Below are 22,685 nucleotides of genomic sequence, written 5' to 3'. Positions count from 1 at the left end.
TTTGAAGGATTGAATGATGTAAATGCGATTTTGTTACGATACTTTTAATGCTGAATAATACCACTATTGAGTAAGATTGACTTCTTCAACTTCATTACGCATGACATACCACAAATAAGCAGATATGTTCTTATTTCCCATTCGTTGAAGTAATTCAATATATTGTTTTACTTGCTCATGATATTCTGTGCGTGGTTTACCAAATTTGAAATCAACGATAATTATTTCGTTTCCATCGGTCATAACACGGTCAGGTCTATGTTCACGAACAACGCCTTCCTGTTTGTCATATTCAATTATCGTACATTCATTGAATAACTCCCATCGATTAGAGAACCACGATTTAACTTTCTCATTTCTTAAAGCATTAGCTATTTTATTCCTAAGTTCTGTCGAGGTTACTTCATCATTGTAAACAACACCTTGCTGTTCTAAATCCTTTAAACGTGGCTCTATATCTTCCTCCGTTAAAATGGTAGAAAATAGTTGATGGAGGATGTTACCAACCTTGATATATCGATTAGCGTCAGAAGGGTCAACATCTTCACCTTTAATAAAGTCTTCACTCTTATTACTTTGTCTGAAATCGGCAGGGTGGGGGAAGGTCTCTATTTTAATTAGCTTCGACTCTATAGTTTCACTGAAAGGATTTTTATTTAATAATTGATTATCAACTGGTTTTGTACTATTGTTAGCTTCTTTACTTAAAGTGCCAAACTCAAATTCTAATGGCTCCGACTCCTTACTATCGCAAAGTGTTGCACCATCCAACTTAGAGCTAAGCGACTCTGTTATTAGTTGTATTATTTGTGAGCGATTACTATTAGTGGGGTCGCTTTCAAGTTCTTTCAGTTTTTTATCCTTCATTCTTTTGCCTGAGATAAAGAGATTCTTACTCGCTCGAGTGAAAGCAACATATAAAAGATTCATGTTATCAACTGTATTTTGCAAATGCTCCTCTTTATAGTCATCCTCAAAGACAGTTCCCATCATACTTTTCTTAGAGAAGTCAATAGGGATTAAAGGTAATTGATTGAACGGTTCTTCTTTATCCTTACCATTACACCAAATAGTATTACCAGTGGTCTTCTCTAATTCCCAATCACAGAAGGGGATTAGAACATTATCATATTCCAAGCCCTTACTTTTGTGTATGGTAATTATACGTATACCATCAACTTCATCACTTTGTATAGTATTCTGTGACAAAGACTTTTCCCATTCTTCGATGAAATCGTCAATATCTGCAGGATTGTCATGTAGATATTCATTCAACGTATCATAGAAAGCACATACATACGCACTTTGTCCTTCAAGCTCTTTTAAACCGAACATTTCATAGAGTTGGTCTACTAAATCTATCAATGATAAATTGGGTAATTGCTTGAATTGTTCAATATAACTGCTTGGCAAGTTCTCAAATATGTTGTCCCCTGGATGAACTAATATCTCATTACTATTGGTACTATCTTTTAGAACCTGCTGGTGGTACAACTTTAACAACTTACTTGCTGTAAGTTTATCATCGGGATGTACTAGTAGGCGGAGGGCAAGAATAATTACATTTACAGCGAGAGACGCATCTAAGCGGAATGCTTCGTCTGAAACAATACTGATAGTACTACCAAAATGATGTTGAAAAGTATCAATTATATCTTGAATCACCCCTTTAGTACGCACAAGAATTGTAATGCTCTTTTGTCTATATCCTAAATCAAGTAGTTGTTGTACGTTCTTTGTTAGTTCGTTTAAGACATCTTCTTCGTAATTGTCAGAGGGGAATAGCTTTACACTAACATAACCTTTATGATTACTCTTTTTGGGTTGCTGAATAATCTCTTTATATGCCTCTGTAAGTTGTTCAACATTACCAATATTATCTTGTTGTAATTCCTTGATAGATTGCTCGATTGCTAGAGAAAAGAAAGCATTATTGAATAGGATAATATTTTCTTCGGAACGATAATTGATATTTAAAGGTTTAATCGCTAATTGTTCTGTAGAGAACTCTTTTTCTATATTGTTTAAGAGTCTCCAATCTCCTTGCCTCCAACGATAAATACTTTGTTTGACATCACCTACAATTAGGTTATGAGAATCGCCTTGAGACATACAGTTAATAAGAAGTTTCTTAAAGTTGTTCCATTGTATTGTACTAGTATCTTGAAACTCATCTATCATGATATGTTTTAAATAAGCTCCAATCTTTTCAAAGACAAAAGGGGTATCACTATCTTTCATTAAATTACTAAGTAAGGATTGTGTATTACTTAGCATAAATCTATTCATGTCTTTGTTTAGTTCGTCTACAGCTTCTGAAATGGAATGAAGTAAACGTAATTGTGAAAGATGTCTTAGTGTAAGGTTACATGATTGATATTCTTTCCAATTATTCAGACGAAACTCTTCCAATAATTTAAGGTCATTGCATAAGGACTTTGAAGCTAGATCTATAATAATTGTTTTAATTTCCTTAGGACATTTACCAGCAGGCCATTTGTCGGCATTTTCAATACAAGTTTGGACATACTGCGGGGCTAAATCTCCTGTTGGTTTATTCTGAGTTAATTTATTGATATAGTTATAGATACCTTTTGTGCCACGATTAAATAAAGCTGGATTATCTAGATTAGCTTTACTAATTACTGACATCAACTCTTTTGCCATGCTAGTTAGTTTATTAGCAATGGTTTTACGCCTTATTCTAAGATCTTTTATGAAGTTATCAAAGAACCCTTCATTATTAAAGCATTTGTCAAGGGCATCCTTATTTTCCTTATAGAAGTCTTGAAATATATTCTTACCAAAGTCTTTAATTTGATCAATAACGTTCCATCCTTGATTATCTTCAATGTTTCTATCTATATAGTCGCTAATCCATATAAGTAAATCTTTTCCTTCCTCTAGGTCATTCACAAGATTATCAACAGCTTGAGCTTCTACTTGAGTATCATTGAGATCAATGCGCAGGTTAGCTGTAAGATTAAGTTCACGTGCAAGATTACGTAAAATCGCTTGAAAAAAAGCATCAATTGTTAATACACGGAAGTAATTATAATGATGCGTAAGTAATGATAATGCTTCGGCTGCATTTTCACGAATAGTAATCTCTGGTAAATTGGTCTTTGTTTGAACTTGTTCAAAGTAAGGCTGTGATTCCTTTAGAGAATGGGCAATACCATAAAGCTGTGTAAGAATACGCATCTTCATTTCTTGTGTAGCTTTATTGGTAAAGGTAACAGCTAGTATACGACTATAGTCCTGGGGATTCTTAACTACAAGTGTAATGTATTCTGAAGCTAATGTGAATGTTTTGCCAGAACCTGCTGATGCCTTATAAATTGTTAGTGCTTTTTCCATGTTTGTATAACTAAATTCTTGAGTATATAATGAGAACTCTTTTTGCTTTTAGTTGTTTACTCTTATTGCCTTTAATTAGGTACTCTTATTGCTTTAAGTTGTTTTCTTATTGCCTTTAATTAGGTACTCTTATTGCTTTAAGTTGTTTTCTCTTATCCTACAAATTTAATGATTATATTTCATTCAATTTACCTTTTAATGTTTTTTAGACTATAAGTACCATTGAAATATAAGTATAATATCAATAGTAAACGAAATTATGATAAATAAATTAAAGAAAGACTCTCCTTTAATGCTTTAAGGTTGTCATTGTTGATGAGAAAGGTGTTCTAGGTAAAAGAATAGTTGTTATATGAAAATAGAAATCCTGAAAGCCTAATGAAAGAACTTTCGGGATTATCCTCTTTATAGTTATATTCTTACTTTTTAAAAGATTATTCTTGATCTTTTTTGATAAGATTATTGATCCAAACTTGAATATCCTAATATTTAAAGTAAGAATATTATTCTATCTATTGTCTACTGTTTAAGAATATGTGTCAGGTTAAAAGCGGTAACCTAAGGTCAATAATAATTGACTCTTATCGTTCTTAACTTTAGTTCCTGTTGCTATATTATTATATGTAGTTGAGTTGATATTTATATTCTTTACATTTGAGAATGGATAGAAATCACCAGACTGACTACTATATTGATAAGCTAAGTCTATATTAAACTTATCAATCTGATAACCAACACCTAAGGTAAAACGATTAGTTGCCTTCCAATTGGTATAATCAGTTGCTGAAGCATAAGATGTACCTAATGAAGATAGACCTGGATCTTTCTGTCCATCGCTTACATACATTGAACTTACATAATTATAACCAGCACGTAATGCGAGGTTTGTTGTTGGCTTATACTCAACACCTAACTTTAAAGTGCTAACAGCTTTTAGCACTTCCCGTGTGTGATTGTTCATTTGCGTATCAGCGATAGATGAATCATAGTAACTACCAGTCCAATAATCAATGTAACCACCATCATTGATTCTCGTATTGATGCGACTATAATCTTCATATTCATAAGTTGCACCTAAAGCAAGAGAACTACCGATAGTATGACCTAATGAGAAACCAAACTTCCAAGGAGTCCATATCTTAAAGTCATAAGAGTTGTTTACGTACTTGCTATTATTTGCAGCACCATAGTTTCTATAATCTATAAGACTAGTTGTGTTAGATGTAGTCAAATCATACCATGTAGGAGTCTTTACATACGCACCAATTCTAAATGGTGAAGACTCAATTGGACGTACGATTACACCTGCTGTAACATCAAAACCACTACCAGTTATACTTCTATTATCTGCTACCGAAGCACGCGCACCACTAACTAAATTCTCAGAGTATTCGCTATATGCGTTATAGTGTACATCCTTTATACCAAAAGTAACACCGAGATATACCCTATCATTTAGGTCCCCACTAACACTGAAATCGTAGTTACCTATATAACCATTATGAGCACGATTAAAAGTATAATCATTTCCTCCATCATAGTTATAAGGTTTCACAGGATTATTAGTTGGAATTAAAGTGTTATAATAGAGATAATCTATCTGACTAAATGTATAAGCATTACTTTTCTTATTTAGGTCAGAATATCCAACATTCGCTTTTGTTTTAGGATCTCTATCAATAAAGAATCCTCCTTTGCCTTCATCGCCTAACAAACCTTTAATAAATGATTGCTTATTCTGAGAACTACCATTCAACGAATTTGCTGCATTCAGGATATAATCAAAGTTCTTACCTTTATGATAGTTGAAACCAAAGTTAAGGAAAGACTTTGCTCCAGTGCGAGTAGAATATACTCCACCTATTTGGTCAAAGCTAGCATTAGTCTTATTACCATTAGCAAACTCCTTACCATTTGATTGCATGAGTAGACCACCACTTACACTAAGATTGCTATGTCTGAACAATCCAAGACCAGCAGGGTTAGTACCGATTGTTGAAACATCAGCCCCCAATGCTTCCATAGCCCCACCCATACCTACATAGCGAGCTGTACCATTGAGATCCTCCCCTACTAACTTTGCATTCTCATAAGTTTCCTGAGCATTTGCTGACATTGCAATCATTAATGCTGTCGCAAATAAAAAATATCTATTCTTCATAATGATAAACATTATTTCCTTTAACTTCTAACTACTTTAAATTATCTGTGTGCACCAAATACAGAACCACTACCGCCACGTGCTCCACCAAAGCTTGCACCTCCGCCTTGTGAACCACCGAAGCCACCACCAAAGGAACCTCTACTAGCTCCACCGAAGGAATTATTCTCTGGCATTGAATAAACCTGGCGAGTCTGGTTCTGGAACTCACTTTGACGTTGACCTCCAAATCTATCCTGATAACTTCTCAGATCGTTAGGCTGAGTATTCGTTGTATTTCTGTTCTGACCAGAATAGGTACGAGGATAGTTTGAATATGTGCGATTTCGATTATAGTTATAATCTCCTGCAGTAGTTCCCCAATGGTTAGCCGTACCAGTATGCCCATTGCGATAAGTTACGTAAGCTCCTCTATAGCCATAATATGGATAGCCCCAACCATAACCATAATATCCTCTCCAAGGATTATACCATCCATAACCAGCATAACCATAATAAGGATAATCGCCGTAATAGCTATAGTATGGATATCCGCCATAATAACTGTAATAAGGATAACCACCATAATAGCCGTAATACCATGGATCGTTCCAAGTGTCATACCAGCCACCATAGAAAGGAGAACCAAAGCCCCAACCTACATATATTGAAGAACGACCAGCAAACCATGGATCATAATATCCGCCCCAATAACCATCGAAGCGACTCATGCGACGACTATAAGCAAAGTCATCATTATTACTATCATATCTACGTGTTAATCCACCGTAAATAGTATCCAAGACAACTGAATCGCCATGCAAAGTTGAGATGCGTGACATAAAAATATCATTACCCAAAGAGTCTACTCCCACTTTCTTATAGCTATATTGTCCCCGACGATTATACTCATCATTTGATTTACCAATACCACTATAGTAAACTGGGCGTTCCTCCTCTACCCTATCCTTTAGATATTTTGCTTGTTCCGCCTTTGAAGGTGTGAAATAAAGGTCATCCTGCGCCATTGATAATAATGGCATGGCTCCAAATAAAACCGAAAGTAATACTACTCGTTTCATATGCCTTTTATTTTTTAATTTGTAACTTGTTTAACACCAATTTATTCTCCAATGCACTTAATATACACTTTCGATAGTGCAAAAATAGAATAACTTTCTCTGCAAATATACAGAATTTCCCTAATCCATGGTAGGTTTTTCCCTAATTTTTATAAATTTGCAATAGAAATTTAACACCATTATGAGATATATACAAGTAGAATTTACTGCAAAGCCTGATAATCAGGATATAAGAGACATTATTGCAGCACTTGCTGGCGATAATGGATTTGAATCTTTCTCAGAAGATAAAGGCAAATTGATTGGTTATTGTCAAGAAGAACTCTTTCATGCAGAGAGTTTGGAAAACACACTTCAGAACTTTCCGATACCAGATGTCGAAATAACGTTTACTGCTAGTAATGTTGAAGATAGGAACTGGAATGAAGAATGGGAGAAAGCTGGCTTCGATCCGATAATTATTGACAATCAATGTGCTATTGTTTGTGGTAATAAGCTAGAGGACGCAAATCATCAGCAAGATATTGATTCGATACCAACGAAGATTGTTATTGATGCAAAACAAGCCTTTGGAACGGGAACACATGAGACAACTCAGATGATTGTTTCGCTTCTTTTAAGCCAAAATCTAACGGGAAAAAGAGTTTTAGATTGTGGCTGCGGAACAGGAATCCTAGGTATTGTGGCTGCAAAATATGGAGCAAAAGAGGTTGTCGCCTATGATATTGATGAATGGAGCGTTAATAATGCGCAACATAATGCAGAATTAAATGAAGTTGAATTAGATGTTCTGGAAGGCGATAAGCGTGTACTTTCTCATGTGAACGGAGTATTCGATTACGTTTTGGCTAATATCAATCGAAATATAATTCTTGAGGATTTATCAGCTTTTGTGAGTGTGATGACAACTAATTCTAGGATTATTTTAAGTGGATTCTACGAGCAAGACGCTGAAATTATTTTAAAGGAAGCGGAAAACTTAGGTTTAGAAGAGTGCAAACGAGTTATGAATCATAACTGGTGCTGCCTATTGCTTGAGAAGATTTAAATATTAAATTACAATCTTATTGATTGCGTTATATAAGAAAGTAGACTAACTTGATGGAATTTTTAATCAATCACAGCAAGTTAGTCTATTATTTTTCTTGATATTCTCTAATTGTTTTTTATCGGTACTTAATAGTTTACTGATTAAATACTATTAGCTTTTTCAAAGTGCATCCGTATTTTATTTTGTAATAAAATATTGCCATTTTAGTGGCTTATAATTACGTTATTCTGAAATGCGGGCTTATTTTTCTCAAATATCGTATTTATGAAAGTGAAATTTTAGTTTCGTTTTAAGTATTTGAATTATAGGCAATTATAAATTCCTATGGAAGTTCAAGTCGAATTGATCGGAGGTTTTAATTAAAAAGAACTATCGTTTTAGGTGAAAAGTACTATCGTTTTGGACAAAAAGTACTATCGTTTTGGGTAAAATGGAGGTAGATTTTTGCTAAAATGGAGGTTGGTTTTCATCAAAACGGAGGTAGGTTTTGAAGAAAACGGAGGTACATCTTACTAAAAACGTATATATGATTTGGAAAAAAGCAAGATTAAAAGTCGTTTTTACGAATAATATTTACGCAAAGAGTCTATATTGAAGAAAATAAATGTAAATATCTTTCCTGTAAAATAATACACTCGATTTGGGTTGCTTATGGTATTAACATACGTTGCAGACTATAGAAACTTCCATTATATATATCTAAGTCTACATAGCCTTTAATGCCCGGCAACTTGCCCGCATCAGTATGTTGCCAGAATTTCCATGCTCCTTGATAGCCCATTTGATCTACGTAATAATGTGCAATCCAATAAGGATATTTGTCGAAGCGAGAATCGGATAGGTATTGATCTTTAAACTTATAATAGGTATAGATAATTGGTTTTACATGATATTTCTGTTCTACAATACGCAACCATGTAAGGATATTTTGTTGAAACTCCTTAGTGCTGATATTGTTCGGTTTTGATTCTACATCTAAAACAGGGGGGAGATCGCCTGATTCTAACTTTACCATTGCTAGGAAGAAATAAGCCTGTCGGTTGGGCGATGAGTTATTGCTCCAAAAATGGTACACACCTCGGATGAATCCCGATTCTTTCGCATTATAGAAATTATCCCTGAAACTTGCGTCTAAGTGGCTATCTCCTTCTGTAGACTTAATGAAAACAAATCGAATTGGTGACCGCTCAATCATCGCATTTCTTAGTCGATTCCAATTGATTGTACCTTGATATCGGCTTACATCAATACCATGGATTGTGTAACCTGTTGGATAATTCGGGTCGCCATATATACCGCGCCATCTGAAACCAGTAGGGGCTACGAATAAGAGATAGAATGAAATACTATAAATACAAGCTAAACATAGTGCTCCCAATACTTTCGCCCAACGTGGAATGATGATCCAAAGATGAAATAAATGTTGAGGTAGCTTTGAGAATTGCATTATGCCTAAAGGTAAAATGAGTTTTCGCTAGATTATAAAAGTAGGTGTGCCAAATATTTAACCTCATTAGTTTTTATTTGACACACCTTTCTTATTATGGGTTTGCTTACTTAGTTTGCTCTAGGACAAGAGTCTTAGTTGTTTGATCGCAAACTGAAGAAGGTCCCCAATACTGGATAGGACCTGGGTAAACGTAGCATGTTTCCTTAGCCCACTTATCACGCTGTGCTGCGAAAGTCTTGAATGGAGTTCCATCAAGTTCTACAAGAGCTTTGCGGATAACTGGTTTCATTTCACCATTACGCTTCTCCATGTTCATCATCATCGTGATAGGCACACCTCCAGCCTTCCATTGGTCTGTACCAGCTGTTGTATTCTTTACGATAGCCATGTAGCCAGTTTTGCCATTAGCAATCAGTTGAGCAGCTGAAGAACCTAGTGCGTAACAGTAGTCAGCGTCGAAGTTAGATGGAGCAGCGCAACGACCTTCGTAACCGAAGAAGTGGTGCTGTGCAGCAAATTTACCTTCATATTTGCCTTCTTTCTTCCATTGATCGAGCTTAGCAGCAACCATCTCTGAGATAAGTTTCTCGGTCTCGATGAGAGAAACTTGTACGTTTCCGTGTGGGTCACGATCGAGAGAAAGCTGACGAGCAACGCCTTCTGGAAGAGTTTCGAATGTAGCTTTGTTCTCAGCAGATAGGTGTTCGAGGATATACTTACGCTGCGCATCTTTGTCAAGGTTCATGTAATCAGCACCGTGAGCAGCCAACAAATCGTTCAATTCCTGAATAAGACGACCGATAGCTGGGATAAACTCGATGAGACCTTCTGGGATTAAAATAACACCGAAATTATTGCCTTGTGCTGCACGATAAGCAACAACGCCGGCAATGTACTCAACGATGTCATTCAAAGTTTGATCCTTTGCCTGGATTTCCTCAGAGATAAGACAAATATTTGGCTGTGTCTGTAATGCGCACTCAAGTGCAATGTGAGAAGCAGAACGCCCCATCAACTTAACAAAGTGCCAGTATTTACGAGCAGAGTTGCAATCACGCTCGATGTTACCGATAAGCTCAGAGTAAGTTTTAGTGGCTGTATCGAAACCGAAAGAGGTTTCAATCTGATCATTCTTTAAATCGCCGTCAATTGTCTTTGGGCAACCGATAACCTGTACGCCATATTGCTTTGCTGCATAATATTCAGCCAATACACAAGCGTTTGTGTTAGAATCGTCACCACCGATGATAACAACAGCCTTGATGTCTAGTTTCTTAATGATCTCAAGTCCCTTCTCAAACTGATCTTCTTTCTCAAGTTTAGTTCTTCCTGAACCAATCATATCGAAACCGCCAGTGTTGCGATAAGCCTGAAGGTTCTCAGCTGTAATCTCAATATAATTGTGATCAACAAGACCACCAGGTCCCATAAGGAAACCATAGAGGCGATTGTCTGGATTCAACTTCTTAACTTCATCAAATAAGCCAGAGATAACGTTGTGACCACCAGGAGCCTGACCACCTGATAAGATGACACCAACATTCATCTTTGCATTATTAGCAGAGTCAGCTGGTTCGAACTCTACGAGAGGCATTCCGTATGTATTAGGAAACAACTTCTTGATGTCCTCCTGATTATCAACACTCTGTGTAGGAGCACCTTCTTTTACCTTTACTGCACCCTGAAGAGCTTTTGGTAACTTTGGTTGGTAACCTGCTCTTTCCTTCTGCAATGCGCTAATTTCCATTGTGTAAATAAAATGATTTAAATGTATGAATTATTAATAATTTATCTATGATGCAAAATTACTTTTTTTATCTGATAAATAAAAAGAAATGGTATTAATTTATTCTTTTAACTCTATTTTATTAGGAGATATATTTGTATTTCTAATTATTTTATCTATCTTTGAGCATTTAAAAGTTAAATAATAGATTATTTAGGATTAATATGAGCAACAAAAGAGATCTTAAGCGCACCATTAATTATATTTGTGGTGACTTGTTTGTAGAGGGTATTGCAGCTTCTCTCTATGGTGAGAGTCGTGAGTCAGACAATATAGAGGCTCTCCTCACTTCTATTTTGTCTATGCACAATAATTATATTAGACGCGTCTCACATGTTGAACCTGGTATGCCTGCTAAGGTATATTTTAAAGACCTCAAAGATAGATTCAGTAAGGAAGTCAATGAAGTTATTGACCAACTTAATAACCTTGCATAGTAATGTTGCAATCTCTTTCAAAGTGGCTTTTATATAAACGTATGGGGTGGAAGAAAGATGTTCGTTTCACTTTACCTAATAAAGCTATTATCTGTCTTGCACCTCATACAAGTAATTGGGATTTCATTATAGGTCAGTTATATGCACGAGCAGAAGGTCTTCATAGCAATTTCTTGATGAAAAAGGAATGGTTTGTTTGGCCTTTAGGTTGGATGTTTCGTAAACTTGGAGGGATACCTGTTTGGCGTGATAAGCACACGAGTATGACAGATCGATTAGCTGAATATGCTATGAAGGCTGACTCTTTCCAACTTTGTGTTACTCCAGAGGGAACTAGAAGTTTAAATGCTGAATGGAAGAAAGGCTTTTATTATATAGCAATGAAAGCAAAATTGCCAATCTTCCTCTATGGTGTCGATTTTGAAAAGAAATCGATAGTATGCTCTAAAGTGATAACTCCGACAGGAGATATAGAGAAAGAACTAAGAGAGATAAAATTATATTTCAAAGACTTTAAAGGTAGACATCCAGAGCTATTCACAATTGGAGAGATAAAGAATGAAGATTAAATGGTTGTGTACTGCACTTGTTGCTGTATCTACTCTAAATTTACATGCACAAACGGGAAAAATAACATGGGATAAGACCGATTATCAGGGGAAGCCGTGGGTAAAGAACGTGTCTCGTCCAAATGAGATTTCTGAAGGATTGCAAAATAGACACCTTTCTATATGGGCATCTCACGGGAGATATTACGATTCAAAGAAAGGTACATGGAAGTGGCAACGTCCAATTCTGTTTGGAACAACGGAAGATCTATATACTCAAACAATAGTACTCCCCTACCTCATTCCAATGCTAGAGAATGCTGGTGCAATAGTCTTTACTCCTCGTGAAAGAGATTGGCAAAAGAATGAAGTAATCGTTGATAACGATAGTAAGTATAATGGCTATAAAGAAGAAAGTCTGAAAAAGAAGTGGGAGAATACATCTGTACCAGGCTTTGCACAGCATTATGGTAGTTATAGCGATGGCGAGAATCCTTTCATTGCAGGTACTGCTCGCCAAGTAAAGTCTCGTAAGCGTAAAAGTAAATTAAGTTCAGTTGTTTATCAACCGACAATTCCAGAGTCTGGGCGTTATGCTGTATATGTAAGCTATCAAACACAGAAGAAGAGTGTCGATGATGCAGAATATATTGTATTTCATAAAGGGCAGGAAACACATTTCCATGTTAATCAAAGAATGGGTGGAGGAACATGGGTATATCTTGGTACTTTCGATTTTGATAAAGGAAATAGTATCAATAACTCTGTAGTACTCATCAATCATAGTGCTCACAAGGGAATTGTCACTGCTGATGCAGTTCGCTTTGGTGGTGGTATGGGCAATATTGTTCGTGGAACTTCTGTTAGTGGATTACCACGTTTCCTAGAAGGTGCTAGATATTATACTCAATGGGCTGGTGCTCCAAGAAATGCTGTAAGCACAAGTAATGGTTCTAATGATTATAATGATGACATCAATTCTCGTTCACTAATGACAAATTGGCTAGCTGGTGGATCTTCTTATCTTCCTCATGTGAAAGATGGGAAAATGGTTCCTATAGAACTTTCTTTAGCAGTACATAGTGATGCGGGGGTAAAGTCTGATGGTAGTCTTGTTGGAACATTAGGAATTTGTACTACACAACAAGGTAATAGTACATTGGGCGATGGTCTTTCTCGTCAAGTATCTAAGACATTGGCTCAACAGCTTGTTGCAAATGCAAAGAAAGATATCGAAAAGAGCCTTAATATCTCTTGGCAAACACGTTCTGTATGGGATCGTAATTATAGTGAAACAAGATTACCAGCAATTCCTTCTGCAATATTAGAGACTTTATCACATCAAAACTTCCCTGATATCAAGTTGGGACAAGATCCTAATTTTAAGTTTACACTTGCACGTTCTATATATAAGACTATTCTGAAGTATGAAGCAGATATGCATCATACAAGATACGTGGTTCAACCACTTGCTCCTAATAGCTTTAAAATAGAATATATTTCTGCCAAGAAAATACGTTTACAGTGGAAAGCGACATCAGATGTAAGTGAGCCAACAGCTATACCTACTTCATATAATGTTTATACATCTATTGGAAACAGTGGCTTTGATAATGGTGTGAATGTGCGTGATTCTTATTACGACATTGAATTAGAACCAGGGATGGTCTATAATTTTAAGATTACTGCTTGTAATCGTGGTGGAGAAAGCTTCCCAACAGAGACATTATCTGCTTTCCAACATAATGGTGCTAAACAGACCATTTTAATTATCAATGGTTTTCATCGTCTTTCTTCTCCAACTGTTATCAATAACAACTTAGAGCAAGGATTCGATATAGAAGCTGACCCTGGTTTGAGCTACATTAATAATGCAGGTTGGAGTGGTAGGCAGAGCAACTTCGATGTTTCTATGATGGGAAAAGAAGGTGTAGATGCTCTTGGTTATGGTGGTGAAGAACTTGTTGGTAAAGTTATAGCAGGCAATAACTTCAGTTATACACGTGAACACGCGGAAGCTTTATCACATGCTGGTAATTATAATATTGTTAGTTGTAGTAGTAAAGCCGTAGAAAATGGCGATATTGATCTTTCCAAATATACTCTTGTTGATTTAGTACTTGGGAATGAGAAAGATGATGGGCACAGTCTCATTTATTATAAGAGTTTTAAACCATCTCTTCGTCAAAAACTTTCGGCGTATCTCCAGAAGCATGGTAAGCTCCTTGTTAGTGGTTCCTATCTTGCTTCAGATATGCAAGGCACAGATGAACAACTTTGGTTGAAGAGCTATCTTAAAGTTTCTTATGAAGGTTCTAATGCTAATAATTACAATTCTATAATCAGTGGAATGGGAACGTCATTTGATATCTATCGCACAATAAATGAGCAGCATTATGGTGCCTATACACCTGATAATATATTACCAACCGATAATGCTTTCTGTGCTCTTACTTATGCTGATGGACATGGTGCAGCTGTAGCATATAAAGGTAATGATTATAGCGTGTTTACGACATCTTTCCCTCTTGAATGTATAAAGAGTCCATCTATGCGTAATAATATAATGAAAGGAATCATCACTTACTTGATGAGTAAATAATAATCTTAAAAGTTAAAGCTATGTACAAAATTCAAGCAAATGCCACAGGCACGCGAAGTATCGAAATTAGTGATAAACATCTAAAGACTATTCAGAAGTATGCCCTTCTCTCTGGTCTTGTAGATTCTAATGGTATTGTTGATGAAAACATTCTTGATAAGTTAAAGTTTAATATTCGTGGTCTATTAGAGTCTGAACCTGGAAAGGATAAAGAACTTTTGGATTTATGTTTAGATGTTATTTACAATCAAAATATGAAAGCTATTGGACTTAACAATCTTATTAAGCTTTACAAGACCTGGGTAGCAGAACATCAGGTTGAGGTGAATCTTGGAGAAGAGACAATAGAAGAATAAACTAAAGAAGTAATCGTTTGAGTTCACAAAAGAAGAAACAAGAATCTGCTAAGCAGAATAGAAAGGACACAACTTCTACTCCACAAAGAAGAGAGCAAAAAGTAACTGCTTCCAAAGAGCAAACAAAAAGTTATAGTCGGTTTCAATTAACCGACTTTTTGCCGACAACAAAGAAAGAAGTTGAATTAAGAGGATGGGATCAGTTGGATATCATCCTATTTTCAGGTGACGCCTATATTGATCATCCTGCTTTCGGTGTTGCCGTTATTGGTCGTACATTAGAAGCTGCAGGTTATAAAGTTGCAATCGTTCCACAACCTGACTGGCATGGCGACTTCCGAGACTTCAAAAAGTTAGGTCGTCCTCGTCTCTACTTTGGTATTGCACCCGGAGCCATGGACTCAATGGTAAATAAGTACACTGCCAATCGTCGCTTACGGTCGGAAGATGCTTATTCCCCTGATGGTCGTCACGACTTACGTCCAGAGTATCCTAGTATTGTTTATGCTAATATTCTAAAACAACTTTATCCTGATGTTCCTGTAGTGTTGGGAGGTATCGAAGCCTCTTTACGTCGCTTGACCCATTATGACTATTGGAAAGATTGCCTGCGCAAGTGTATTCTTTGTGATGCACATGCTGACATGATTATCTATGGTATGGGGGAAAAGCAAGTAGTTGAGATTGCAAAGGAACTAGAAACAGGGATTAAGATAAAAGATCTTAAGAATGTCCCTCAAACAGTCTATCTATGTAAAGAAGAAGAAATACCTGGTGGAATTAATGAGAATGATATAGTTCTCCATTCACATGAATCGTGTCTTCATAATAAAAAGTTCCAAGCAGAAAACTTCAAGTATATAGAAGAGGAGTCCAACAAGAAACATGCTCAACGTATTCTACAAGCAGTAGACAATCTTTATGCTGTTGTAAATCCTCCCTACCCCACTATGACAACTGCCGAGGTAGATGCTGCATACGATTTGCCATACACTCGAGAACCTCATCCCAAGTATCGTGGTAAAACAATTCCTGCCTATGAAATGATTAAACATAGTGTTAACATTCATCGCGGGTGCTTCGGTGGTTGTGCTTTCTGTACAATCTCCGCTCACCAAGGTAAGTTTGTTAGCTGTCGTTCAAAGGAAAGTATTCTGAAAGAGGTAAAACAAGTTATAGAGATGCCTGATTTCAAAGGCTACCTCTCCGATCTTGGTGGGCCTTCAGCTAATATGTATGGTATGGCTGGTAAGAATCAGAAGGCATGTGAACATTGTAAACGTCCAAGCTGTGTAAACCCAGAGATTTGCCCTAACCTCAATACTGATCATTCAAGACTGCTCGATATTTATCATTCTGTTGATGAACTCTCTGGAATTAAAAAGAGTTTCATTGGTTCTGGTGTTCGATACGATTTACTATTGCATAAGAGTAAAGATGAGAAGAGTAATGAAGCAGCAAGACAATACACACATGAACTGATTACACGTCATGTCAGTGGACGACTAAAGGTTGCTCCGGAACACACTTCAGATCGTGTTCTAAAGTTAATGCGAAAGCCTTCCTTCCAACAATTCTATATCTTTAAGAGAATATTTGATAGAATTAATCGTGAAGAAGGCTTACGACAACAGATCATTCCTTATTTCATCTCTTCACATCCTGGATGTCAGGAAGAAGATATGGCGGAATTGGCAGTACTGACAAAGGACTTAGACTTCCATTTGGAGCAAATACAGGACTTCACTCCAACTCCAATGACTGTATCAACAGAGGCATGGTACACAGGTTATGATCCATATACTTTAGAGCCTATCTTCTCAGCAAAGACCCCCAAAGAGAAACTAGCTCAACGACAGTTCTTCTTTTGGTACAAGCCAGAGGCACGTCGGGATATAGAACGAGAATTACAACGTATAGGGCGCAGTGACCTGATTGGCAAACTATATGATAATGTGCCTAAGCGTCATCCTCATGCTGTATATGATCCAAAGGCAGTTGGTAGTTCTCCAGACATACCGCGAAGGCGCAGTGCTGGCAAGGTTGATAAGCCTAATACTCGCCACAAAAGCACAACAAGTAATGGAGAAAAGAACCCTAAGAGTTATAACCCCAACTTTATGAGAGGACGCCGCCATAAACAACGGTAATCTTAATATCGTACTTCCTGTTTAGACCAGAAATTAGTTAAGACTTGAGGGGCAAGGTTACGATTTTTTCTTCTTTTCCTTGCTCCTTTAATTTATTCTTCTTACCTTTGCCGCCGTGAGACGATTAGCAATGACATATCAAGTGAACGAAGTACTGCAAAGAATTATCAAGTTCTTTGCATCTTTTTGCACTTTATCTTTGGTCAATCCAAATAATTTGCTAACACACACACACACACACACATTCGCACCTAGCGTCTAATAACACATTTTTTCTTCTCGCATACGCGCGCGCGAAGCGTGCCGTAACCCCTGTAAACAAAGGACTTCTAAGAGTTTCCTTTGTTCGCTTTTTTATGCCCTTTTTTGAACCCCGTTTAGAGCAAAATAAGAACGATATAACAACTATTTTAATCCAGAAAGTTATGAGAAAAGAACAAACTAAGAAGGATTATTCTGCACCTAGTTGCATGATAATCCAAGTAAGCGAGACCGCTAATTTGATGGACACGTCTTTCCCAAGTCAACACAGACCAGGACATCATGGCGGCACCATTTCAAGTGCTAAGTCTTCAATGTCATGGGAGGAAGAAGCGGAAGACGAGGACGAAGAGAACCCATCATGGGAAGACTAACAGAGAGTTATTAACAAAGAGAACAAAGTAACAATGAAGAAAACAATGAAACAACATTCATTTACCGCACGACTAAAGTCTTTGGCAGTCGTGTTCGGCATAGCGATGGTATTTGCATCCTGCGCTAACGAGGACGTTGCACAGACCCCCACCAACCCCAATGATAATAACGACAAGAACCTCACTACCTTTGTAGCAGGTGACGAAACAAAGACCCGCACATCAATGGATTACAACAGTGGAAACTTCTATTGGGAAGCTGGCGACTATATCTACGTAAAGGACGACGACGGTGTATTGCGAAAGAGTAGCAACGCTCCAACTCAGAAGGTAGCTTCCTTCCGTTATAGAGTTCCTGGCAAGTTTGGCGCAAGTGCAAGTTATAAAGTTTATTACTTGGGTAAGAACAGTAACGGCAGCCAAGTAACTATCTCTGCTAACCAAACGCAGACAGCTCCAGACAATACCGAGCATTTCGGCACAGCTGGCGACTATGGTACAGCTACGGCAACAGGAGCAGTCGGTGGTAGTATCTTTAGCTTCCAGTTAGAGCATCAGCCAGCTTACCTTGTCTTCCAGCCTTACACAAGTAACACTATTCTGCAAAGCTGTTACTTAACTAAGGTGGAGGTAAGCTCTGATAATGATATTGCAGAGACTTATACAGTCAACACAAGCACGGGTGCCCTTACAGGCTCAGCAGGAAGCAAACAAATCGTCTTGACTACAAGTGGCAGTAGCAGCAATCCAAACGGCTTCCCACTGACTAACAGCGCAGCTAACGTAACCACTAACGGAGCTTACATGGTAATAAAGCCAGGAACTCATACCTTAAGGGTACGTTATTGGGTAAAAGACGTAGCTACCAACGTAGAGGGTACTATTACGAAGACTCTTCCTGCTACTGCTTATGCTTCCAACACCTACTACGATATGACTGCTAACCTCAACGTACGCGACTACGATGGCGACCATTATTACATGTGGGACGCTCAGAATCAATACTGGTATGGTTACGAATGGACAAAGCACTTGTTAGGAAACACAGGTCAGCCAACGCTTAATGGTAACAGTTCCTCAAACTACGCCCAGAGTAGTAGTGACCTTTACAATCGTTGGTACAACGAAAGTTACCCAGGTAACGGCATAAGCAACCCCGCCATCCACTCATGCAAAGACCTTCCAAACGGGAACGAGATGACGTGGTACGCTGGCAAGGGCGATCCTCGTTGGGACGGGGACGAATTATGGACTACCATGGGGCATTTATATAAAGGCGGCATGTGGTTTAAGAAGAAGTCAGTATTACAAGCTGAAGGTAATTACAACAGCAACACCGCTGTTGACGGCACCGATTGGCGAACAAAGGGCAATAGCAGCAGCTGGTCCGTATCTAGTACCCTTCCTTCCGCAGCCGATGCAAACAAATACTTCTACCTGCCCGCCTTGGGTTACTACCCCTTTGGTCAGCTGGTCAGCGTTGGCCGCTACGGCTACTATTGGTCGTCAAGTGCTAACCCATGGGACAGCAACCTCGGCGCGTACAGCCTGCACTTCGGCAGTGGTAACGTCACCGTGCACAACTACTACCGCTACCGCGGGTTCAGGGTCGGCGGGTTCGAGTAGTCCGTGCGATTGTTCGTAGACTGTTTTGTACCCAGCGAATGGGTAGAGTTGTACCCAGCGAAGAAGTGCGATCGTACCCAGCGAATGGGTAAGGGGCTACCCAACGGGCAGGGTACGATGCTACCCAGCAGCTGGGTACAAGACGACCCAACCGCTGGGTATAAAACACATGAAAAAAGACATCAAAATGATGTTGATATATTAATCTAATGTTTAATTAAAAACTAAATCAAAATGATTGAATTCAAAGTTGCGCCTCGTAAGGCGACAATGGGAAAAATGAAGGGTAAGACGGTGTATATTGCCGTACCGAAAGGTCAGCAGAAGATCTCGCCCGAAATGGTGTTGGAGCGCATTGTTCGTGAGACGTCATTGACTGAGGGTGATGCTCGGAACGTGATTATCACGCTGCGTAATCTTATCCTTGAATGTGCACGCATGGGTACAGGTTTAGACCTCGGCGACATCTTCTCTTTACGTGTCAATGTGCCCTCGAAGATGGAGGAGAACGAGAAGGATGTATGCGCCAAGAGTCTTAAAGCTCCGAGGCTAACATTGACATGGAAGAGTCCAGTGCGCAAGGCATTGAAGGAGTTGCAGGTGGATGTGGATAATCCTGCGAGGAAGAAAGGAAAGAAACAGGAAAGCCCCGACCCTTCTCCGAAAGAAAAGGAGAATAAAGAAGAGGGTGGACCGGTGGCAGGATAAAGATATACCTTAACAATATTTAAAAAGGTGGAGATACTAATCTCCACCTTTTTTATTACTTTTGCATCTGATTCTTTCAGAGGGTGTTTTAGAGCCTTCCTGAAAGGGATAATCAGATTGAAGATAAGAATACGGTTATAAGAAAATAAAAACAAATTATGAGTAAGCAAACAGAAAAGATCAAGGCTCTCGTAGAGAAGCGTGAGTTGGCTCGCTTAGGCGGTGGTCAGAAAGCCATTGATAAGCAGCATGAGCGCGGCAAGTACACTGCACGTGAGCGCATTGAAATGCTGGTTGATAAAGGTAGTTTTGAGGAGTATGATATGTTCAAACTCCATCGTTGCCACAACTTTGGTATGGAGAAGAAACAATATTTAGGTGATGGTGTTGTTGCTGGTTCAGCAACAATTGATGGTCGCCTCGTTTATCTCTATGCTCAAGATTTTACTGTAAATGGTGGTTCTCTTTCAGAAACCATGGCGCAGAAGATCTGTAAGGTAATGGATATGGCTATGACCAACGGCGCACCTGTTATCTGTATGAACGACTCTGGTGGTGCACGTATCCAAGAGGGTATCTCTGCATTGGCAGGTTATGGCGAGATATTTGAGCGCAACATTCTTGCTTCAGGTGTGATTCCACAGATCTCTGGCATTCTTGGTCCTTGTGCAGGTGGTGCTGTTTACTCTCCAGCTTTAACCGACTTCATCATCATGAAGGAACAAACAAGTTATATGTTCCTTACTGGTCCTAAGGTTGTTAAGACTGTTACAGGTGAGGATATTGATGCAGAACATCTTGGAGGTGCCAGCGTTCATGCGTCTAAGAGTGGTGTAACTAGTTTCACGGCTAAGACAGAAGAAGAGGCAATGGACTTGATTAAGAAGTTGCTTTCTTATATTCCTTCTAACAATCGTGAGGAAGCTCCACGTGTAGAGTGTACCGACCCTATTGATCGTAAGGAAGACCTCTTGAATGAGATTATCCCAGACGATCCAAACCAAGCATACGATATGTATAAGGTAATCCAGGCTGTAACTGATAACGGAGAGTTCTTCGAGGTACAACCTAAGTTTGCTAAGAATATCATTACTGGTTTCGCTCGTTTCAATGGTCAGAGTGTTGGTATCGTTGCTAATCAGCCTTCAGCATACGCAGGTGTATTGGATACGAACGCTAGCCGTAAGGGTGCTCGTTTCGTTCGTTTCTGTGACGCATTCAATATTCCAATCGTATCACTTGTTGATGTACCGGGCTTCCTCCCAGGTACAGGTCAGGAGTACAATGCCGTTATTCTTCATGGTGCTCAGTTGCTCTACGCTTACGGCGAAGCTACAGTACCAAAGATTACAATCACATTGCGTAAGAGCTATGGTGGTTCTCACATCGTAATGGGTTGCAAGCAGCTTCGTTCAGATCTTAACTTCGCATGGCCAAGCTCAGAGATTGCTGTAATGGGTGCTTCTGGTGCAGTTGCAGTACTCTGTGGTAGAGAGGCTAAGCAAGTTAAGGAGCAGGGTGGTGATGTAAAGCAGTTCCTCGCAGAGAAAGAAGAGGAATATTCAGAGAAGTTTGCTAATCCATATCAAGCAGCTCAATTTGGTTATATCGATGATGTTATCGAACCACGCAACACTCGTTTCCGCATCTGCCGTGGCTTAGCACAACTTGCTCACAAGAAGCAGGATCTCCCAGCTAAGAAGCATGGTTGTATGCCAATGTAATTGCAGGAGGCAAGACTATGGATAAGAACGTATATGCTGTAATAGCGATGGCACTCTACGAGTTTGCCGGAAACAATGTTCACGACATCGAACCAAGCATTATAACCATTAAGCCAAAGCAAACAATGTGGGATGCTAAGTTCGAGATAATGACAAAGAAACCATAATAGAAAGTCAAATGAAAGAATTTAAATATACAATCGACGGCAAAGAGTATAAAGTCGAGATTGGTGAGATTAGCGCAGAGAATGTTGCTGAAGTTACTGTAAATGGTGACAAATACAGTGTTCAGATGGATAAGCCAACTGAGCCAGAGAAGAAGAAGGTTGAGCTCGGCAAACCTGCTGCAACTGAAGCCAACGAAGACGCTGCACCAGCAGCTGCAATCAACGCATCTGCTGCTATCAAGGCTCCACTACCTGGCACGATCACTTCTGTTGAAGTAACTGTCGGACAGGAAGTAAAGGCTGGCGACACCGTAGTTGTTCTTGAAGCTATGAAGATGCAAAATAGCATTGAGGCTGAAAAGGATGGTAAGGTAACCGCTATTGCTGTTAAAGTTGGTCAAGCTGTACTTGAGGATGACCCATTGGTTGTTATTGAGTAAGACAATATTGTTCTTTATATACATGTAATTAGTGTATATAAAAAGGTAAGCCCCGAAAGTCGATTTACATCACTTTCGGGGATTACTATATAATAAGGTGGTACTTTAATGTTTAGCCCCATCTAATGTATAGAAAAATACGGATTCCACATAAAGAATAACTCCATCAGCTATACGCTCTTGTATGAGGTGAACCTTTAAGTTAAACAACAAATGTACTTTAAGTTAGCGGTTGATTCTACTTTAAGTTAAAGTCCAATCGTACTTTAAGTTAAACATGTCTCGTACTTTAAGTTAAACATGTCTTGTACTTTAAGTTAGGGTTCAATCGTACTTTAACTTAAACATCTTTTGGATTTATACTTAATAAACTTCTTTATACACGTTTGTATAGTCTATTATACAGACGTGTATAACCAATTA

At 38.3% G+C, this 22,685-nt stretch carries 17 protein-coding genes; 12 read left to right on the top strand and 5 right to left on the bottom strand.

Going from position 1 to position 22,685, the window contains the following annotated elements:
• Positions 1–63: 63 nt before the first annotated feature.
• The 3 genes from D464_RS0101435 to D464_RS0101425 all read right to left on the bottom strand — a co-directional run bounded on the left by D464_RS0101435 (position 64) and on the right by D464_RS0101425 (position 6,582).
• On the bottom strand, positions 64–3,360 hold the full coding sequence (locus tag D464_RS0101435) for a UvrD-helicase domain-containing protein (RefSeq protein ID WP_018909823.1): 3,297 nt from the start codon (positions 3,358–3,360) through the stop codon (positions 64–66).
• Positions 3,361–3,904: 544 nt separating this feature from the next.
• A complete protein-coding gene (locus D464_RS0101430) occupies positions 3,905–5,521 on the bottom strand; it encodes an OmpP1/FadL family transporter (protein WP_026284600.1) in 1,617 nt (538 codons plus the stop codon).
• Positions 5,522–5,562: 41 nt separating this feature from the next.
• Complete coding sequence (locus D464_RS0101425) at positions 5,563–6,582, bottom strand: hypothetical protein (RefSeq protein ID WP_018909821.1); 1,020 nt, start codon at positions 6,580–6,582, stop codon at positions 5,563–5,565.
• Positions 6,583–6,763: 181 nt separating this feature from the next.
• On the opposite strand from D464_RS0101425, the gene prmA reads away from it, so the two are divergent.
• The gene (gene prmA, locus D464_RS0101420; protein WP_018909820.1) at positions 6,764–7,630 is read left to right on the top strand and encodes a 50S ribosomal protein L11 methyltransferase; all 867 of its coding nucleotides are present in this window, start codon (positions 6,764–6,766) and stop codon (positions 7,628–7,630) included.
• 652 nt (positions 7,631–8,282) lie between these two features.
• Here prmA and D464_RS0101415 read toward each other — a convergent pair.
• Together D464_RS0101415 and D464_RS0101410 are read right to left on the bottom strand one after the other, a co-directional pair.
• Complete coding sequence (locus D464_RS0101415; protein ID WP_018909819.1) at positions 8,283–9,080, bottom strand: glycoside hydrolase family 25 protein; 798 nt, start codon at positions 9,078–9,080, stop codon at positions 8,283–8,285.
• A gap of 106 nt (positions 9,081–9,186) precedes the next feature.
• Positions 9,187–10,830 (bottom strand): diphosphate--fructose-6-phosphate 1-phosphotransferase, encoded by a 1,644-nt coding sequence (locus D464_RS0101410; protein WP_018909818.1) that lies wholly within the window; start codon positions 10,828–10,830, stop codon positions 9,187–9,189.
• A gap of 203 nt (positions 10,831–11,033) precedes the next feature.
• On the opposite strand from D464_RS0101410, the gene D464_RS0101405 reads away from it, so the two are divergent.
• The 11 genes from D464_RS0101405 to D464_RS0101355 all read left to right on the top strand — a co-directional run bounded on the left by D464_RS0101405 (position 11,034) and on the right by D464_RS0101355 (position 22,262).
• Positions 11,034–11,306 (top strand): hypothetical protein, encoded by a 273-nt coding sequence (locus tag D464_RS0101405; protein ID WP_018909817.1) that lies wholly within the window; start codon positions 11,034–11,036, stop codon positions 11,304–11,306.
• 2 nt (positions 11,307–11,308) lie between these two features.
• Positions 11,309–11,875, top strand: a complete 567-nt coding sequence (locus D464_RS0101400) for a 1-acyl-sn-glycerol-3-phosphate acyltransferase (RefSeq protein WP_018909816.1) — start codon at positions 11,309–11,311, stop codon at positions 11,873–11,875.
• Positions 11,865–14,456, top strand: a complete 2,592-nt coding sequence (locus D464_RS0101395; protein ID WP_018909815.1) for a golvesin C-terminal-like domain-containing protein — start codon at positions 11,865–11,867, stop codon at positions 14,454–14,456. Before D464_RS0101400 ends, D464_RS0101395 begins: the two co-directional genes overlap by 11 nt.
• 20 nt (positions 14,457–14,476) lie before the next feature.
• Complete coding sequence (locus D464_RS0101390; protein ID WP_018909814.1) at positions 14,477–14,812, top strand: hypothetical protein; 336 nt, start codon at positions 14,477–14,479, stop codon at positions 14,810–14,812.
• A gap of 17 nt (positions 14,813–14,829) precedes the next feature.
• Positions 14,830–16,962: a YgiQ family radical SAM protein gene (locus D464_RS0101385; protein WP_018909813.1), complete on the top strand. Its 2,133-nt coding sequence runs from the start codon at positions 14,830–14,832 to the stop codon at positions 16,960–16,962.
• Between the two features lie 425 nt (positions 16,963–17,387).
• Positions 17,388–17,597, top strand: a complete 210-nt coding sequence (locus tag D464_RS12415) for a hypothetical protein (protein ID WP_036908424.1) — start codon at positions 17,388–17,390, stop codon at positions 17,595–17,597.
• Between the two features lie 33 nt (positions 17,598–17,630).
• A complete protein-coding gene (locus D464_RS0101375) occupies positions 17,631–19,223 on the top strand; it encodes a hypothetical protein (RefSeq protein WP_018909811.1) in 1,593 nt (530 codons plus the stop codon).
• Positions 19,224–19,457: 234 nt separating this feature from the next.
• Positions 19,458–19,931, top strand: a complete 474-nt coding sequence (locus tag D464_RS0101370; protein WP_018909810.1) for an HU family DNA-binding protein — start codon at positions 19,458–19,460, stop codon at positions 19,929–19,931.
• A gap of 158 nt (positions 19,932–20,089) precedes the next feature.
• Positions 20,090–21,655 carry an acyl-CoA carboxylase subunit beta gene (locus D464_RS0101365; RefSeq protein ID WP_009434033.1) on the top strand — a complete coding sequence of 522 codons (1,566 nt, stop codon included), beginning with the start codon at positions 20,090–20,092 and terminating at the stop codon, positions 21,653–21,655.
• Between the two features lie 17 nt (positions 21,656–21,672).
• Complete coding sequence (locus D464_RS13710) at positions 21,673–21,822, top strand: hypothetical protein (protein ID WP_009434108.1); 150 nt, start codon at positions 21,673–21,675, stop codon at positions 21,820–21,822.
• Between the two features lie 11 nt (positions 21,823–21,833).
• Complete coding sequence (locus D464_RS0101355; RefSeq protein ID WP_004383626.1) at positions 21,834–22,262, top strand: biotin/lipoyl-containing protein; 429 nt, start codon at positions 21,834–21,836, stop codon at positions 22,260–22,262.
• Positions 22,263–22,685: the final 423 nt, after the last annotated feature.

Origin of the sequence: Prevotella veroralis DSM 19559 = JCM 6290 (assembly GCF_000377625.1) — a bacterium.
Taxonomy (GTDB): Bacteria; Bacteroidota; Bacteroidia; order Bacteroidales; family Bacteroidaceae; genus Prevotella; species Prevotella veroralis.
The sequence above is the reverse complement of the archived record's forward strand: the minus strand, read 5'-3'. Positions and strand labels throughout refer to the sequence as shown.

Bases quoted from the DNA above. Each gene is read 5' to 3' on its own strand.
- D464_RS0101435 (WP_018909823.1), bottom strand. From the start codon at position 3,360: ATGGAAAAAGCACTAACAATTTATAAGGCATCAGCAGGTTCTGGCAAA.
- D464_RS0101430 (WP_026284600.1), bottom strand. From the start codon at position 5,521: ATGAAGAATAGATATTTTTTATTTGCGACAGCATTAATGATTGCAATG.
- D464_RS0101425 (WP_018909821.1), bottom strand. From the start codon at position 6,582: ATGAAACGAGTAGTATTACTTTCGGTTTTATTTGGAGCCATGCCATTA.
- prmA (WP_018909820.1), top strand. From the start codon at position 6,764: ATGAGATATATACAAGTAGAATTTACTGCAAAGCCTGATAATCAGGAT.
- D464_RS0101415 (WP_018909819.1), bottom strand. From the start codon at position 9,080: ATGCAATTCTCAAAGCTACCTCAACATTTATTTCATCTTTGGATCATC.
- D464_RS0101410 (WP_018909818.1), bottom strand. From the start codon at position 10,830: ATGGAAATTAGCGCATTGCAGAAGGAAAGAGCAGGTTACCAACCAAAG.
- D464_RS0101405 (WP_018909817.1), top strand. From the start codon at position 11,034: ATGAGCAACAAAAGAGATCTTAAGCGCACCATTAATTATATTTGTGGT.
- D464_RS0101400 (WP_018909816.1), top strand. From the start codon at position 11,309: ATGTTGCAATCTCTTTCAAAGTGGCTTTTATATAAACGTATGGGGTGG.
- D464_RS0101395 (WP_018909815.1), top strand. From the start codon at position 11,865: ATGAAGATTAAATGGTTGTGTACTGCACTTGTTGCTGTATCTACTCTA.
- D464_RS0101390 (WP_018909814.1), top strand. From the start codon at position 14,477: ATGTACAAAATTCAAGCAAATGCCACAGGCACGCGAAGTATCGAAATT.
- D464_RS12415 (WP_036908424.1), top strand. From the start codon at position 17,388: ATGAGAAAAGAACAAACTAAGAAGGATTATTCTGCACCTAGTTGCATG.
- D464_RS0101375 (WP_018909811.1), top strand. From the start codon at position 17,631: ATGAAGAAAACAATGAAACAACATTCATTTACCGCACGACTAAAGTCT.
- D464_RS0101370 (WP_018909810.1), top strand. From the start codon at position 19,458: ATGATTGAATTCAAAGTTGCGCCTCGTAAGGCGACAATGGGAAAAATG.
- D464_RS0101365 (WP_009434033.1), top strand. From the start codon at position 20,090: ATGAGTAAGCAAACAGAAAAGATCAAGGCTCTCGTAGAGAAGCGTGAG.
- D464_RS13710 (WP_009434108.1), top strand. From the start codon at position 21,673: ATGGATAAGAACGTATATGCTGTAATAGCGATGGCACTCTACGAGTTT.
- D464_RS0101355 (WP_004383626.1), top strand. From the start codon at position 21,834: ATGAAAGAATTTAAATATACAATCGACGGCAAAGAGTATAAAGTCGAG.